This window comes from Streptomyces sp. WM4235 (assembly GCF_001279725.1).
GTDB lineage: Bacteria > Actinomycetota > Actinomycetes > Streptomycetales > Streptomycetaceae > Streptomyces.
Window position 1 is genome coordinate 1 of record NZ_LGDE01000434.1, and the last position, 15,337, is coordinate 15,337.

Below are 15,337 nucleotides of genomic sequence, written 5' to 3' on the forward strand. Positions count from 1 at the left end.
CGCGGGCGCCCCCCCCCCCGCCGAACCGCCCGCCCCGGCGGCGCCCACCCCCCCGCCCCCGCCCGCCGCGGCGACGAACCCCCCGACCCCCGCGGCATCCGCCCTCAAGCCGATCGACCCGGCCGCCTTCCAGGCCGCCGCGGCCCGCGCCGCGAAGAAGCTCTCGGTGCCCGGCGCGGTCGTCCTGTTGCGGACCCCCCAGGGAACCTTCCGGGCGATCGTCGGCACGAGCGAACTCGGCGAGAACACCCCGCCGGACACGCGCGACCACTTCCGCATCGCCTCCAATACCAAGACGATGACGTCCGCACTGATCATGCTGCTGGCCCAGGACGGCGCGCTCCGGCTCACCGACCCGGTGTCCGACTACGTCCCGGGCGTGCCGAACGGCGCGCACATCACCCTCGCCGACCTGCTGAGGATGCGCAGCGGGCTCTACAACTACACCGACGCTCCCGAGCTCGCGGCGACCCTCGACGCCGACCCGGGGAAGGCGTGGACCCCCCGGGAGGTCCTGGACATCGCCTTCAGGCATCCGCCGAACTTCGCGCCCGACGCGTCCTTCGAGTACTCCAACACCAACTACGCCCTGCTCGGACTGGTCGCCGAGAAGGCCGGCGGTCGGCCCCTGGCCGAGCAGTTCCGGGACCGGCTGTTCGCCCCGCTCGCACTGGAGGGCACCAAGCTGCCGGACATCCACGACCGGTCGCTGCCCGCCCCCTTCGCGCACGGCTACATGTACGGCGGATCGTCCTACGCGCTGGTCGACAAGCCCTACCCCGCCGAGATGCGCGAGGCGGCGACGACGGGCAGGCTCCGGCCGATCGACTACACGTTCCAGAACCCCTCGTACGCCACCGCCGCCGGTGGGGTCGTGTCCACGGCGCGGGACCTGGCCAACTGGATCCGGGCACTGGTGTCGGGCAAGGTCCTGAACGCCGCGACTCAGAAGCAGTGGCTGGGCGGCCCGCGGTCCGAGGGCCCGGACGCGCACGGGCAGGAGTACGGCTACGGCATCGCGCACCAGCGGTTCGCCCCGAACGCCGCCATGTACTACCACGGCGGTGAACTCCCGGGGTTCAACTCCTTCATCGGGCACGACCCGGACAACGACGTCACGCTCGTGATCTGGACGAACCTGACCGTGGCACCCGACGGGCGGGCCACGGCCATCGCCCTGCTGCCCACGGTCCTCGACCAGGTCTACGCCGGGCTCGACCTGCCGACCGGCTAGCCCCGGGTCCGTGTGCGGCCCGCGCCCTAGTCCTTGTCCCGGTCCCGGTCCGTGTCCTTCTCGCGGTCCGCGTCCTTCTCGGCGTCCTTCTCCTCGTCCCGCCCCCTGGTGCGGTCCTGCTCCTCGCGCAGCGAGTTCAGGAACTCCGGGTTGTCGTCGGGCGCGACCCACTGCGTGCGGCGGGCCCGGCCGGCGGACGCCTGCCGCTTCTTGCCCGAGTACAGCCAGACGATCGCCCCGACGATCGGGAACAGCAGGATGATGAGGACCCAGACCACCTTCTGCAGGTGCTTGACCTCCTCCTCCGGCGTGTTCAGACAGTCGATGAAGGCATAGACGGTCAGCGCGATGAGAAGCAGGAACGGCAGATAGCGCAGCACGGTGCGGGACCGACTCCCAGGCAGTGGCGGCGGGGCCGCGTCGGGCCCCGGTGACGCTCCCAGGGTAGAGGGTGACGGATACTGGGCCCCATGGCTTACGACGATCTCCGCTCGCTGCTCCGGGCTCTGGAGCGGGAGGGCGACCTCAAGCGCATCAAGGCCGAAGTCGACCCGTATCTGGAGATCGGGGAGATCGTCGACAGAGTGAACAAAGCGGGCGGGCCCGCGCTGCTCTTCGAGAACGTCAAGGGCTCGGCGATGCCGCTGGCCATGAACGTCTTCGGCACCGACCGCCGGCTCCTGAAGGCCCTCGGCCTGAAGTCGTACGCGGAGATCAGCGAGAAGATCGGCGGACTGCTCAAGCCCGAGCTGCCCCAGGGCTTCATCGGCGTCCGCGAGGCCTTCGGCAAGCTCGGCTCGATGGTGCACGTGCCGCCGCGGAAGGTGAAGGGCGACGCGCCCGTCCAGGAGGTCGTGCTCACCGGCGACGACGTGGACCTGGACCTGCTGCCGGCCCTCTTCACCTGGCCCAAGGACGGCGGGTCCTTCTTCAACCTCGGTCTGACGCACACCAAGCACCCGGAGACGGGCGTGCGCAACCTCGGCCTGTACCGCCTCCAGCGCCACGACAAGCGCACCATCGGCATGCACTGGCAGATCCACAAGGACAGCCGCAACCACTACGCGGTCGCCGCGGCCCGGGGCGAGCGGCTGCCCGTCGCCATCGCCTTCGGGTGCCCGCCGGCCGTGACGTACGCGTCCACCGCGCCGCTGCCCGGCGACATCGACGAGTACCTCTTCGCCGGCTTCGTGGCGGGCAAGCGCATCGAGATGGTGGACTGCAAGACGGTCCCCCTCCAGGTGCCGGCCAACGCCGAGGTCGTCATCGAGGGCTGGTTGGAGCCGGGCGAGATGCTGCCCGAGGGCCCCTTCGGCGACCACACCGGTTTCTACACGCCGCAGGAACCGTTCCCCGCGCTGACGATCGACTGCGTGACGATGCGCAAGCGTCCGCTGCTCCAGTCGATCGTCGTCGGCCGTCCGCCGACCGAGGACGGTCCGCTCGGTCGTGCCACCGAACGCTTCTTCCTGCCCCTGCTCAAGATCATCGTGCCGGACATCGTGGACTACCACCTCCCCGAGTCGGGCGGCTTCCACAACTGCGCGATCGTCTCGATCGACAAGAAGTACCCCAAGCACGCGCAGAAGGTCATGCACGCCATCTGGGGCGCCCACATGATGTCGCTGACCAAGCTGATCATCGTGGTGGACAAGGACTGCGACGTCCACGACCTCCACGAGGTCTCCTGGCGGGCCCTGGGCAACACCGACTACTCCCGCGACCTGACCGTCGTCGAAGGACCCGTCGACCACCTCGACCACGCCTCCTACCAGCAGTTCTGGGGCGGCAAGGCGGGGATCGACGCGACGCGGAAGCTGCCCGAGGAGGGCTACACCCGGGACGGCGGCTGGCCCGACATGGTGGAGTCCGACCCGGCGACGGCGGCTCTCGTGGACAGCCGCTGGAAGGAGTACGGACTGTGAGCCCGATCGCGGTGGGCGGCCCCGAGCTCTTCATCGGGAACGACACCACCTACGTGGCGCTCGTGCGCCCGGAACTCGACGCGGCGGACGAGGCAGTCCGGGCGGCGGCCGAGCAGGCCGGCGTCTCGCCGGAGGAGTTCGCCGGCCCCGGGAACGTCTGGGCGCTGCTCACCGACGTCGAGGACGGCGAGGGCGACGGCTTCGAACTGCCGGGCCTGCGCGACATCGAGGCCGAGGACTTCGCGGAGCGGCTCCTCGCCGGCCTCGCCGGGGCCGCGCCGTTCACCGTCGAAGCGGGCGACGTGCTGCGCCTGGAGGGCCGCCCGACGGGCGACGACTGGGCCTTCACCGCCCACGTCACCCCGCCCGAGGGCCACGACGGGCCGGCGCAGACCCTGGAGACCGGGCCGCTGCCCGGCGCACGACTGCTGGCCGACATCGAAGCGTTCCGGAGGAGTCTCGTATGACCTCGGCAGCCGAAGGCGTCGTCGGCCCCGGCCCGGCGCCGCAGACCGGCAACAAGGCGAAGGCCTTCCTGCGCCTCGTGATGATCGAGCACTCGGTCTTCGCGCTGCCCTTCGCCTACATCGCCGCCCTGACCGCGATGTTCGAGCTCGACGGGACCGTGCACTGGGGCAGGCTGCTGCTCGTCACCGTCTGCATGGTGGGGCTGCGGACCTTCGCGATGGCCGCCAACCGGATCATCGACCGGGAGATCGACGCCCGAAACCCGCGCACCGCCGGGCGTGAGCTCGTCACCGGCGCCGTGTCGGTGCGGACCGCCTGGACGGGGGCCGGCGTCGCGCTGGTCGTGTTCCTCGGCTCGGCGGCGCTGCTGAACCCGCTGTGCCTGATGCTGGCACCGCTCGCGGTGGTCCCGATGGTGGTCTACCCGTACGGGAAGCGCTTCACGGACTTCCCGCACGCCATCCTGGGCCTGGCCCAGGCGATCGGGCCGATCGGCGCCTGGCTGGCGATCACCGGCGAGTGGTCCTGGGACGCGGTGATCCTCGGCCTCGCGGTCGGCGTGTGGATCGGCGGCTTCGACCTGATCTTCGGCTGCCAGGACGTGGCGGCCGACCGTGCGGAGGGCGTCCGCTCGGTCCCGGCCCGCTTCGGCATCCCGGCGGCCCTGTGGGGCGCGCGCGGGGCGCACGTGGTGACCACCGGCCTGCTGGCCTGGTACGCGGTGGCGACGGACGCGGGCCCGATCTTCTGGTTCGGCCTGCTGATCGTCGTCGCGGCCTTCGTCTACGAGCACACCATCGTGAAGCCGCACGACCTGTCCCGCCTGAACCGGGCCTTCTTCACGGTGAACGGCTTCATCGGCATCGCGCTGTTCGTCTGCGCGCTGCTGGACCTCGTGGTGCGGGGCCTGACGCTCTAGACCGCCTGGGGGAGCGCCGCGTGGCGGTCGGGGCGGCGGAGGAACAGGGCCGTGACCACGCCCGCCACGAGGCCGCAGAGGTGTCCCTGCCAGCTGACCCCGGGGGTCATGGGCAGGACGCCGGACAGGGCGGTGGCACCCCAGTAGAGGCCGATCGCCAGTCCCACCGCGATGCCGAGGACCCTGCGTTCGACGAAGCCGCGGACGACGACGTAGCCGAAGAGCCCGAAGACCACGCCGGAGGCGCCGGCGGTGAGGGTGTTCGGCGGTGAGATCAGCCAGGTGCCGAGGCCGTCGGCCGCGATGATCAGGGCGCAGACGGCCAGAAAGCGACGGATGCCCCCGAGGGCGGCGACGAAGCCGAACACCAGCAGCGGAACGCTGTTGGCCGCCACGTGATCGAAGCCGAAGTGCAGGAACGCCGCCAGGGGGACCCGCAGCAGGCTCCCCGGCTCGCGTGCCTCGATCCCGTACGCGTCGAGCGCGTGACCGGTGGCGAAGTCGACCGCCTCTATCAGCCAGAGCAGCGCCACCCATCCCAGCATCAACTGGGCGGCGGCCTTGGCCCGGTCGGTCCGGGTCCATGTCTCGTCCACGCTCGTGCTCACCGCTGCCCCCTCGTCCGCGCATCCCACCCCCTGGGACGTGCGGACACCTTATCGAGTGCCCGCGTGCCGTGGCCGGATAGTCTCGGAGGTATGACTGAGGGCAAGCGCACCCCGTGGGTGGTCGGGGTTTCCGGTGCGTCCGGGACGCCGTACGCGGCGGCGGTGATCCGGGGACTCCTCGCGGCGGGCGAGGGCGTGGACCTGGTGGTGAGCCGGGCCTCCCGGCTCACCCTGTTGGACGAGACCGGGATCGCCTTCCGCGACGCGCACTGGCGGGCCGATCTGGCCGAGTGGCTGGAGCGCGGGGCGGACGGCAAGCCGGGCACCTTCGCGGGGATCGACCTGGACGGCGTACGCCACTGGGCGGCGGGGGACCTGGCGGCCGGACCGAGCTCGGGCTCGTACCCCGTCAAGGGGATGCTGATCGTGCCGGCGTCGACGGCCTGCGTGGCGGGGGTCGCGCTGGGGCTGTCGAAGGACCTGCTCCAGCGGGTCGCGAGCGTGACGCTCAAGGAGCGGCGCCGACTGGTGGTCGCGGTGCGCGAGACCCCGCTGAGCGGACAGACGTTGAAGCAGTTGGTGGCGCTGGACGAGGCGGGCGCGATCGTGCTGCCCGCCTCTCCGGCCTTCTACGCGGGTGCGACGCACATCCAGGATCTGGTGGACTTCGTCGCGGGGCGAGTGCTGGACGCGGCAGGGGTGCCGCACCGGCTGTATCGCCGTTGGGAGGGGGAGCTGGGAGGCTCCCGCGCTCCCCAGGGGGCAGGCGGCGGTGACTAGCGCTTCTTGGCGCTGCGCGGCTTGCGGGTCTTGTCCACGCGGTGTGCGGCGGACGGCTGGTCGGTGCGGGATCGGTTGGCCAGCTCCTGGAGCTGTCGCATGTGCGCGTAGGCCATCTCGATCGTGTACACGGTGAAAACCACTCCTGAAGATCGTCATTGATCTGTTGAAAAGATTCACAGGGTGTTGACCCTGTGTGCCTTAGATTCTATACCTAGACTTGCAGGATCGCCGAATAATGGAAGGCTCCATACAAATGGACACGGTGGACAGGCAGCTCATCCAGGCACTCCGGGAGAACGGGCGTGCCTCGTACGCGGAGCTGGGCCGTCTCGTGGGTCTCTCCGGCCCCAGCGTCACCGACCGGATCAACCGCCTGGAGACCGCGGGCGTGATCACGGGCTACCGCGCGACCGTGGACTCGGCCTCGCTCGGTCTCGGCGTCACGGCGCTGATCGGCATCTCCCTCTCCGACGCCGCCGACCACGAGGACGTGGCGCGCCGGCTCAAGGACCTGCCGGAGATCGAGGACTGCTGGTTCATCGCGGGCGACGACTCCTTCATGTTGAAGGCGCGCGCCAGCGACGTGGACGGCCTGGAGAAGATCATCCGGAGGCTGTCCGGCACCAAGGGCGTCTCCCGCACCCGCACCACGATCGTGCTCTCCACGAAGTGGGAGAACCGGGTCGGGGAGCTGCCCGAGGAGGCCTGAGAGTACGGTGGGTCGCGGCGGTTGCAGGCAGTGCGGGACATGTAGTGCAGTGCAGGACACGTAGAGGAGACGACCGGGATGGACGCTGGGCTCAAGCGCGAGCTGGAGGAGAAGGTCCGCTCCGGCGAGCGGCTGACGCGTGAGGACGGCATCGCCCTCTACGAGTCGGACGACCTGGCCTGGCTCGGCGGCCTCGCCCACGAGGTGCGCACGCGCAAGAACGGCGACGTCGTCCACTTCAACGTCAACCGTCACCTCAACATGACGAACGTGTGCACCGCGTCCTGCGCCTACTGCTCGTTCCAGCGCAAGCCGGGCGAGAAGGACGCGTACACGATGCGCATCGAGGAGGCCGTCCGCCTGGCGAAGGCCATGGAGAACGACAACCTCACCGAGCTGCACATCGTCAACGGCCTGCACCCGACCCTGCCGTGGCGCTACTACCCGCGCTCGCTCTCCGCGCTCAAGGAGGCGCTGCCGAGCGTCTCGCTGAAGGCGTTCACGGCCACCGAGATCCACCACTTCGAGACGATCTCCGGAATGTCGGCCTCCGACATCCTGGACGAGCTGATCGAGGCGGGCCTGGAGTCGCTGACCGGCGGCGGCGCCGAGATCTTCGACTGGGAGGTGCGGCAGCACATCGTCGACCACCGCACCCACTGGGAAGACTGGTCTCGCATCCACCGACTGGCGCACTCCAAGGGGCTGAAGACCCCCGCGACGATGCTCTACGGGCACATCGAGGAGCCGCGCCACCGGGTGGACCACGTGCTGCGACTGCGCGAGCTCCAGGACGAGACCGGCGGTTTCCAGGTCTTCATCCCGCTGCGCTACCAGCACGACTTCGTGGACATGAAGGACGGCAAGGTCCGCAACAAGCTCCAGGCGCGGACGACGATGGCGACGGGCGCCGAGGCGCTGAAGACCTTCGCCGTGTCCCGACTGCTCTTCGACAACGTGCCGCACGTCAAGGTGTTCTGGGTGATGCACGGCGTGCAGACCGCACAGCTCGCGCTCCAGCACGGCGCGGACGACATGGACGGCTCGGTCGTCGAGTACAAGATCACGCACGACGCCGACAACTACGGCACCCCGAACAAGCTGGGTCGCGACGACCTCCTGGAGCTCATCCGCGAGGCCGGCTTCCGCCCGGTCGAGCGGAACACGCGCTACGAGATCATCCGCGAGTACCCGGGCCCGGAGGCGGGCCTGCGCGAGACGCCGCAGGCCATGCGCGTCTGACGCGCCGTACTCCGCATTCCGCGCCGCACTCCGCATTCCGCGCCGTACTCCGAGCCGCTTCGTCGGCCCGCCGCCAGGCCCCGGTCCCGCAAGGGATCGGGGCCTGACGCGTGTTCGGCCGTCAACCTCTTTGCCCGACAGTGCGTGTAATGGTTAAGCTTCCCTTATGGCCCTTACTTTCACCTTCGATCCCGTGATCGACACGGCCCTGCGCGACGGGATCATCGAGCTCTGGACCGACGTCACCAACGCCGGCGGCGCGGTGGGGTTCGTGCCGCCCGTGACCGCCGACGTCGTGCGGCCCGAACTGGTCAAGCACCTCGCGGCCCTCGCCGAGGGCCGGATGCGCCTCCTCGTCGGACGCGACGAGGACGGCCGCGTCGCCGCCACCGCGTTCCTCGCCTTCAATGCCCACCGCCTCCAGCGGCACTGGGTCTGGGCGTACACCGTGATGGTCGCCCCCGCCCTCCAGGGGCGGGGCGCCGGCCGGGAGCTGATGGCGGCCCTCGCCGACTCCGCGCGCGCCCTCGACGGCATCGAGGCCATCCGCCTCGGCGCCCGCGGCGGCCTCGGTCTGGAGCGCTTCTACGCGGCCTGCGGCTACAAGGAGGTCGGCCGCGTCCCCGACGCCATCCGCGTCGCACCCGGTGACGACCGCGACGACATCACCTTCCTGCTGCCGCTGCACTGATTCCCGCCGCCTCCGCCGTACTGACCCCGGCGGGCCGGGGCGGGGGCCCGGCGTGCTTCACTGGACGGGCACGTGCCGATGTACGAAGACGAGAGAGAAGGGGTCACCGTGTCCCTCAAGCCGAGCGCGACGATCCGCTACACCGCGATGCGCCTGGGCATCTTCGTCGGATGCCTCGTCCTCGTCGCCGCACTGGTGCGTCTGGGTTGGGTGCCCTCCGGGCTGGGCGACGCCAACGTCGCGTGGCTCGTGCTGCTCGCCCTCGTGCTGTCCGCGCCGCTCTCCTTCGTACTGCTGCGCAGGCAGCGTGACGAGATGTCCGTGCAGATCTCCGGACGCGTCGCGGGTGCGAAGGAGAAGCTGGCCGCGAACCGCAGCCAGGAGGACTCGGCCGATGACGCGGCCCGCGTGAGCTAGTCCCCGGGGGCTCGGGCCCCTGTTGGTTTCATCACACACCGAACCGCCCCAGCAACGGGAATACCGCCCGTAACGCTGGGGCGTTGGTGTTTCCCGGAACGGTCGGCGCGAGTCCCGCGCCGGCCTGGCTCAAAGGGCGCCTTTGAGAATCTCAAAGGCGAAGTGTTAGCGTGTTCAACATGTTGACCACAGCTGCGCACCAGATGACCGCGAGCGTCCCGCTCGTGGCGCGCCTGCACGTCGACCTCTGCCGCCGCGTGTCCGCGGCCTGTTGCTGTCGCTGAACCGTTGTCACCGAGTTGAGCTGAATCGATACAGCAGCGGTCCCGGCCGGCCCCCTTCTGGCTGCCGCACCGCATCACCGCAGAACCACCACCCCGTTTCCCTGTGCGTCCCCCGGAGAGTGTCCGTGTCCGAGACCCCCCAGGCCCAGGCTCCCGCCAAGGCCAGGTTCAAGTTCCCCTTCTGGGCGCAGATCGTCACCGGTCTCGTGCTCGGTGTCCTGTTCGGTTGGCTCGCCAAGAGCCAGGACGTCAGCTGGCTCAAGACCACCCTGGAGCAGGTCGGCGACATCTTCGTCCAGCTGCTGAAGCTGGCCGTCGCCCCGCTCGTCTTCTTCGCGATCCTGGTGTCCATCACCAACCTGCGGAAGGTGAACAACGCCGCCCGGCTCGCCTCCCGCACCCTTCTCTGGTTCATGATCACGTCGCTGATCGCGGTGGGCATAGGCCTCGCCATCGGCCTCCTGACCAACCCGGGCGCCGGCACCGGCCTCACCCCGCAGGACGGCAAGCTGCCCAAGCACCAGGGCTCCTGGATCGACTTCCTGACCGGCATCGTCCCCACCGACGTCATCACGCCGTTCACCGAGCTGAACGTGCTCCAGATCGTCTTCATGGCCGCCGTCGCCGGCATCGCCGCCCTCCAGCTCGGCAGCAAGGCGCAGCCCGTGCTGAGCCTCGCCGAGTCCGTGCTGGAGCTCCTGCAGAAGGCCCTGTGGTGGGTCATCCGCCTCGCGCCCATCGGCACCGTCGGCCTCATCGGCACCGCCATCGCCACCTACGGCTGGGACCTGATCGGCAAGTACGCCACCTTCACCGCCGACGTCTACATCGGCTCGGCGCTCGTGATGTTCGGCGTCTACCCGCTGCTCCTCGCCACGGTCGCCAAGGTCAACCCGATCCAGTTCTTCAAGGGCGCCTGGCCGGCCATCCAGCTGGCCTTCGTCTCCCGCTCCTCGGTCGGCACCATGCCGGTCACCCAGAAGGTCACCGAGCGCCTCGGCGTCCCGAAGGAGTACGCCTCCTTCGCCGTCCCGTTCGGCGCCACCACCAAGATGGACGGCTGCGCCGCGATCTACCCGGCGCTCGCCGCGATCTTCATCGCGCAGATCTTCGACGTGCAGCTGGGCATCAAGGAGTACGTGCTCATCGCCTTCGTGTCGGTGGTCGGTTCCGCCGCCACGGCCGGTCTGACGGGCGCCACGGTCATGCTGACCCTGACCCTCTCCACGCTGGGCCTGCCCCTGGAGGGCGTGGGCCTGCTGATGGCGATCGACCCGATCCTCGACATGATGCGCACCGCCACCAACGTGGCCGGCCAGGCCGTCGTCCCGGTCATCGTCTCGGCCCGCGAGGGGATCCTGGACAAGGAGGCCTACGCCACCGCGTCGTCCTCCCCGCTCGACGAGCCGTCCGAGGAGCGTGCCGACGAGCGCGCCGAGGCACCGGTTGCGGTCGCGGCCTGACCGCCTGACCGCTTGATTGCCGGATCCGTCCGGCCGTGCGGGTGCTCGCCGCTCGCAGGACGCGTACTCATCGCGGCCCCCGCCCCCGTCCGGGCGGGGGCCGCGGTGTTTTTCCCGTACCCGGGGGCGTGCCGGTGCTTCGTGTCCCGGTTGCTCGGCCGGTCGCCGGTGGCGGGTGCCCGCGGGGCTCCCGTCCGGGTGATTTCCCGAGGGTGTTTTGGGGTGATTGTCCCCACGAAAGGCCAGGTCGGAGCCGGATCTCGGTCAACCGGGACCTGGCGCGTCTGGACCCTTGTACTTCCAAGTACGGAGAGGGTGAAATGACCCCGACCAACCCTCCCGGCCTCCCGTCGCTCGGACGGGTGAACCATGCCAACCGGGCTGGATTTCGGTGGGGTTGCCTGACATATGCTCGCCGCGACAACTCCAGAACACGAGACGGCCCCCGCCGGGACTGGCATCCCGGACGAGGGCCTGACCATCAAGGAAGTAGCCCTTCCCCATGGATACGCGGCAGCTTAACGCGCCCCCGCGCGCGTCGTCCCGGGTTCGCCCGGCGACCCACCGATCCGGCGTCCAACACGTCACCACCCGACACACCTCGCGCTACACGGTGGTCGGCAACCACCTCGCCCAACACCGCGAACTCTCCGGGCTGGCACGCGGGGTCGGGCTCTACATCCAGTCGCTGCGCGCCGGTTCACCGGTCGGCATCAAGGAGCTGTCCAAGCACTTCCCCGAAGGGGTGACCCGACTCGCCTCCGCCCTGCGGGAGTTGGAGGCGCACGGGTACCTGGAGCGGAGTGTCGTCCGGCTGCCGGACGGGCGGATGGCCACCCTCACGTACTGGCACAACCAGCCGGGTGCGGTACCCGAGGCCACCGTCCGAGCCGCGCGACCGGCACGCTCTCCTCGTCCACCTCGGGCGTCCCGTCCGCCTCGGGCGCCTCGTCCGTCCCCGGTGGAGCGGGCGCCGGAGCCGGGGGTGTGCGGGCCGGTGCCCGAGGGGTTCGAGGAGTTCGAGGCGCCCGGGGGGTTCGAGGCGTTCGAGGAGTCGGGCCGGGAGCCCGCCGAGCCCGAGCCGGAGCCGGAGGTCGAGCCGGAGCCCGAGGCGCCCCTCGACCCGGTCGCCATCGACCTGTTGGCGGGGCTGCGTCGCGTCGACCCCCGGCTGTTGCTCTCCGAGGAGGACGTGCGTCGTCTCGCGCTCCGGGTCTCGGCCTGGTTCGAACGCGGGGTCCACCCGGAGGCGGTGGAGCGGGCGCTGACCTCGGACCTTCCGCACCCCCTGCGGCACGCGGCGTCCCTGCTCGCCTTCCGGTTGGAGAAGTCCCTGCCGCCCGTGCTCCCGCCGGCCCCGGTCCGACCGCGCCATGTCCCGCCGGACCCGTTGATCACCTGCGACGGCTGCGAACGCTGCTTCCGGTCAGCCGACCCGAAGGCGCTCTGCGGCGACTGCGAGCCCCTGCGCTCGCATCGCGCCATCGACCCCGCCGAGCACGAGGGCGCGTACGAGGACGAACACGGGGACGCGTACGAGGACGAACACGGCGACGCGCAGGGGGACATGTACGGCGACGCGCACGGGGGCGAACACGAGGCCGTGTACGAGGACGCGTACGAGGCCGTGTACGGCGACATGCGCGGGGACGTGTGCGGCGGCGCGGGCGGCTGAGGCGCCCGGCGCGTAATCGGGGCGCGGTGCGGCGGAGGCTGTGACAGCCTGGCGGGTCACCCGATCGCCCCCCCCGCCTCGGGGCGAGCCGTTCATCCACAGGAGTGACCCCGTGAGCCCATCCCCCGAGACCCCCTCCCGTGTGACCCCGCTGCTGGAGCAGTTCGAGTTCGCCCGCGAGCGCCTGTTGGGCCGGTTGGCCGGGCCCGTCATGGACAGCGGCGACGGGTCGGACACCGAGGTCGGCCCGATGACCGACGAGGAGTACTTCTGGGAGCCGGTGGCGGGCTGCTGGTCGGTGCGTCACCGCTCGGACGGGCCGGGAGCGCGGGCGACCCACCTGGCCGGCGCCGGCGAGTGGGGGCGGGACGCCGCGCCCTACCCGCACCCCGCGCCGCCTCCGTTCACCACCATCGCCTGGCGCCTGAGCCACCTCACCGAAATGTTGACGCTGCGGGCCGACCACGTGGCCGGCAGCCGGGCGCTGACCCGGGACGACTACCGGGTCAAGGGCGACGCCGCCACGGCGGTCGCGGACTTCGAGGCGGCCTCCGAGGCCTGGCGGAAGGCGCTCGCGGGCGTGGACGACGCCGCGCTGGACACCGTGGGGTACTGCACCTACCCGCACGGCAGCGACGTGGAGGATCCGTTCGTCGACATCGTCTGGTGGGTCAACCAGGAACTCCTGCACCACGGGGCCGAGATCGCCCTGCTTCGCGACCTCCACCGCGCCACCCGGGGGTGACGGCCCGACGGCCGCGCTCCCCGGGCGGGCCGGCGCGGCCCCCTCGGACGGCGGGTCCGTGGTGTGTGCGTGCTGTGTGCGAGGTGGGAATGTGCCGGTCGGAGCGTGTGCGGGGGGTGGTCAGCAGCAGTTACCCCTGCGTAAATTACCGGCGGTAACTCCTGCCGAACCGAAGGAGCGCGCGCCGTGAGCACTGTCGTGCAGCAGGCCGGGCCGAAACTCGTCGAACCCGTCAAGACCGTGATCGACGGTGTGGTGCGCGAGGTGGTCGTACCCGCGCTGGTGGGGCCGCCCCCGCACGGGTCACTCGGGGACATCCCCTTCGACAACGCCGCCCAGGCCCCCGCCGAGGCCGTGCTCGCCCGCAAGGGCCCGGACGGCGCCTGGCGGGACGTGAGCGCCGCCGAGTTCGCGGCCGAGGTCCTCGCCGTGGCCAAGGGCCTGATCGCGGAAGGGCTGCGCCCCGGGGACCGGCTCGCCATCATGGCGCGGACCACGTACGAATGGACGCTGCTGGACTTCGCGGGCTGGGCCGCCGGGCTGGTCACCGTACCGATCTACCCCACCTCCTCCGCCCTCCAGGCGCGCTGGATCATCCACGACTCCGGAGCCGTGGCCTGCGCCGTCGAGGACACCGTGCAGGCGCGGATCATCAGCGGCGAGCGCGGGAACCTGCCGTGGCTGGCGCACCTGTGGGAGTTCGACACGGGCGCCGTGGCCCGGCTCGTCAAAGCCGGGGAACACATCCCCGACGCGCTGGTGCACGAACGCAGAAGAGGCCGTACACCCCACGACGTGGCGACGCTCGTGTACACGTCGGGGACCACCGGGCAGCCCAAGGGCTGCGTACTGACGCACGGCAACTTCTTCGCCGAGGTGGACAACGCGGTCGAACTCCTGCACCCCGTCTTCCGGTCCAAGACCGAGGAACCGGCGGCCACCCTGCTCTTCCTGCCGCTGTCCCACGTGTTCGGGCGGATGGTGGCCGTCGGATGCCTGCGGGCGCGGGTGAAACTGGGCCACGCGCCGAGCATCGCCACGGAGGACCTGCTGGCGGACCTGGCCGGCTTCCGCCCGACGTTCCTCCTCGCCATCCCCTACGTGCTGGAGAAGGTCTACAACACCGCGCGCGCCACCGCCGAGCGCATGGGCCGGGCCTCGTCCTTCGACCGCGCCGCACGGATCGCGGAGCGCCTCGGCGAGGCGGTCGAGGGCAACCCCCCGGGCCTCGGACTGCGCACCGCCCGCGCCCTGTACGACCCGCTCGTCTACCGGCGGATCCGCGCGGCCCTCGGCGGCCGCGTCCGCTACGTCCTGAGCGGCGGCTCCCCCCTGGGGCGGCGGCTCGCCGCCTTCTACACCGGCGCCGGAGTCGAGGTCTTCGAGGGCTACGGACTGACCGAGACGACCGCCGCCTCCACCATCACCCCGCCGCTGAAGCCCCGGCTGGGAACGGTCGGCTGGCCGCTCCCCGGGACGGGGGTACGGATCGCCGACGACGGCGAGGTGCTTCTGCGGGGGCGCCACGTCTTCGCCGGGTACTGGAACGTGGCCTGGGCGGAGCCGGGCGCCTGGTTCCCCACCGGGGACATCGGCGAACTGGACCGGGACGGATACCTGACGATCACCGGCCGGAAGAAGGACATGATCATCACCTCCGGGGGCAAGAACGTCGCCCCGGCCCTCCTGGAGGACCGGCTGCGCGCCCACCCCCTGGTCGGCCAGTGCATGGTCGTCGGCGACAACCGGCCGTACGTGGCGGCACTGGTCACCCTGGAGCCGGAGGGGCTCGCGCACTGGCGGCAGATGCGGAAGAAGACCACCATGCCGATGCGGGAATTGGTCGAGGACGAGGAACTGCGGGCCGACGTACAACGGGCGGTGGACGAGGCGAACCAGCTGGTGTCGCGCGCGGAATCGATCCGACGCTTCGTCGTGCTGCCGGGCGAGTTCACGGAGGCGCGGGGCCACCTGACGCCGTCGCTGAAGCTGAAGCGGGGCGTGGTGTCGCGCGAGTTCGACCGCGAGATCAACGCCCTCTACCGCGGCCGAGGCTGAGCGGGGGCGGTGCCGGAACCCCGGGGGCCCCCGCCGGGCCCGAGCCGTCGACGGGCCGAGTCGGCGGGGCGCGGTTAGGGTGGGCCGGCAGGGTAGGGGGGTTGCCCGAGGAGGGC

General features: G+C 70.9%; 16 protein-coding genes. 13 read left to right on the forward strand and 3 right to left on the reverse strand.

Going from position 1 to position 15,337, the window contains the following annotated elements:
* A partial coding sequence (locus ADK55_RS27325) for a serine hydrolase domain-containing protein (protein WP_199826634.1) occupies positions 1–1,234 on the forward strand: 1,234 nt, incomplete at its 5' end.
* Positions 1,235–1,260: 26 nt separating this feature from the next.
* On the opposite strand, the gene ADK55_RS27330 is transcribed toward ADK55_RS27325, so the two are convergent.
* On the reverse strand, positions 1,261–1,614 hold the full coding sequence (locus ADK55_RS27330; protein ID WP_053682483.1) for a PLD nuclease N-terminal domain-containing protein: 354 nt from the start codon (positions 1,612–1,614) through the stop codon (positions 1,261–1,263).
* 90 nt (positions 1,615–1,704) lie between these two features.
* Between ADK55_RS27330 and ADK55_RS27335 the strand changes: the two genes are divergently transcribed.
* Genes ADK55_RS27335 through mqnP form a run of 3 tightly spaced genes read left to right on the forward strand, consistent with a single transcriptional unit; the run spans position 1,705 to position 4,546 of the window.
* Positions 1,705–3,159, forward strand: a complete 1,455-nt coding sequence (locus ADK55_RS27335; protein WP_053682484.1) for a menaquinone biosynthesis decarboxylase — start codon at positions 1,705–1,707, stop codon at positions 3,157–3,159.
* The gene (locus ADK55_RS27340) at positions 3,156–3,626 is read left to right on the forward strand and encodes a hypothetical protein (protein WP_053682485.1); all 471 of its coding nucleotides are present in this window, start codon (positions 3,156–3,158) and stop codon (positions 3,624–3,626) included. The genes ADK55_RS27335 and ADK55_RS27340 overlap by 4 nt, the downstream gene beginning before the upstream one ends.
* On the forward strand, positions 3,623–4,546 hold the full coding sequence (gene mqnP, locus ADK55_RS27345) for a menaquinone biosynthesis prenyltransferase MqnP (protein WP_053682486.1): 924 nt from the start codon (positions 3,623–3,625) through the stop codon (positions 4,544–4,546). The genes ADK55_RS27340 and mqnP overlap by 4 nt, the downstream gene beginning before the upstream one ends.
* Here mqnP and ADK55_RS27350 read toward each other — a convergent pair.
* Complete coding sequence (locus ADK55_RS27350; protein ID WP_053682487.1) at positions 4,543–5,154, reverse strand: rhomboid family intramembrane serine protease; 612 nt, start codon at positions 5,152–5,154, stop codon at positions 4,543–4,545. The genes mqnP and ADK55_RS27350 overlap by 4 nt on opposite strands.
* A 90-nt stretch (positions 5,155–5,244) precedes the next feature.
* Here ADK55_RS27350 and ADK55_RS27355 point away from each other — a divergent pair, with 90 nt between their 5' ends.
* Positions 5,245–5,934 (forward strand): UbiX family flavin prenyltransferase, encoded by a 690-nt coding sequence (locus ADK55_RS27355; RefSeq protein ID WP_053682488.1) that lies wholly within the window; start codon positions 5,245–5,247, stop codon positions 5,932–5,934.
* Here ADK55_RS27355 and ADK55_RS40555 read toward each other — a convergent pair.
* Positions 5,931–6,065, reverse strand: coding sequence for a hypothetical protein (locus tag ADK55_RS40555; RefSeq protein WP_266947896.1), 135 nt, complete (start codon positions 6,063–6,065; stop codon positions 5,931–5,933). The two genes, ADK55_RS27355 and ADK55_RS40555, sit on opposite strands and share 4 nt — an antisense overlap.
* 125 nt (positions 6,066–6,190) lie before the next feature.
* Between ADK55_RS40555 and ADK55_RS27360 the strand changes: the two genes are divergently transcribed.
* The 8 genes from ADK55_RS27360 to ADK55_RS27395 all read left to right on the forward strand — a co-directional run bounded on the left by ADK55_RS27360 (position 6,191) and on the right by ADK55_RS27395 (position 15,221).
* Positions 6,191–6,646 carry an Lrp/AsnC family transcriptional regulator gene (locus ADK55_RS27360; RefSeq protein ID WP_053682489.1) on the forward strand — a complete coding sequence of 152 codons (456 nt, stop codon included), beginning with the start codon at positions 6,191–6,193 and terminating at the stop codon, positions 6,644–6,646.
* Between the two features lie 78 nt (positions 6,647–6,724).
* The gene (gene mqnE / locus ADK55_RS27365; RefSeq protein ID WP_053682490.1) at positions 6,725–7,888 is read left to right on the forward strand and encodes an aminofutalosine synthase MqnE; all 1,164 of its coding nucleotides are present in this window, start codon (positions 6,725–6,727) and stop codon (positions 7,886–7,888) included.
* Between the two features lie 166 nt (positions 7,889–8,054).
* Entirely contained in the window at positions 8,055–8,579 is a 525-nt protein-coding gene (locus ADK55_RS27370; RefSeq protein WP_053682491.1) for a GNAT family N-acetyltransferase, read from the forward strand.
* 78 nt (positions 8,580–8,657) lie between these two features.
* Positions 8,658–8,996, forward strand: a complete 339-nt coding sequence (locus ADK55_RS27375) for a DUF4229 domain-containing protein (protein ID WP_053682513.1) — start codon at positions 8,658–8,660, stop codon at positions 8,994–8,996.
* A 403-nt stretch (positions 8,997–9,399) separates the two neighbouring features.
* On the forward strand, positions 9,400–10,743 hold the full coding sequence (locus tag ADK55_RS27380; RefSeq protein ID WP_053682492.1) for a dicarboxylate/amino acid:cation symporter: 1,344 nt from the start codon (positions 9,400–9,402) through the stop codon (positions 10,741–10,743).
* A 502-nt stretch (positions 10,744–11,245) separates the two neighbouring features.
* Positions 11,246–12,418, forward strand: coding sequence for a hypothetical protein (locus ADK55_RS27385; protein WP_053682493.1), 1,173 nt, complete (start codon positions 11,246–11,248; stop codon positions 12,416–12,418).
* Between the two features lie 112 nt (positions 12,419–12,530).
* The gene (locus ADK55_RS27390; protein ID WP_053682494.1) at positions 12,531–13,163 is read left to right on the forward strand and encodes a DinB family protein; all 633 of its coding nucleotides are present in this window, start codon (positions 12,531–12,533) and stop codon (positions 13,161–13,163) included.
* Positions 13,164–13,349: 186 nt separating this feature from the next.
* Positions 13,350–15,221, forward strand: a complete 1,872-nt coding sequence (locus ADK55_RS27395) for an AMP-dependent synthetase/ligase (protein ID WP_053682495.1) — start codon at positions 13,350–13,352, stop codon at positions 15,219–15,221.
* Positions 15,222–15,337 lie beyond the last annotated feature (116 nt).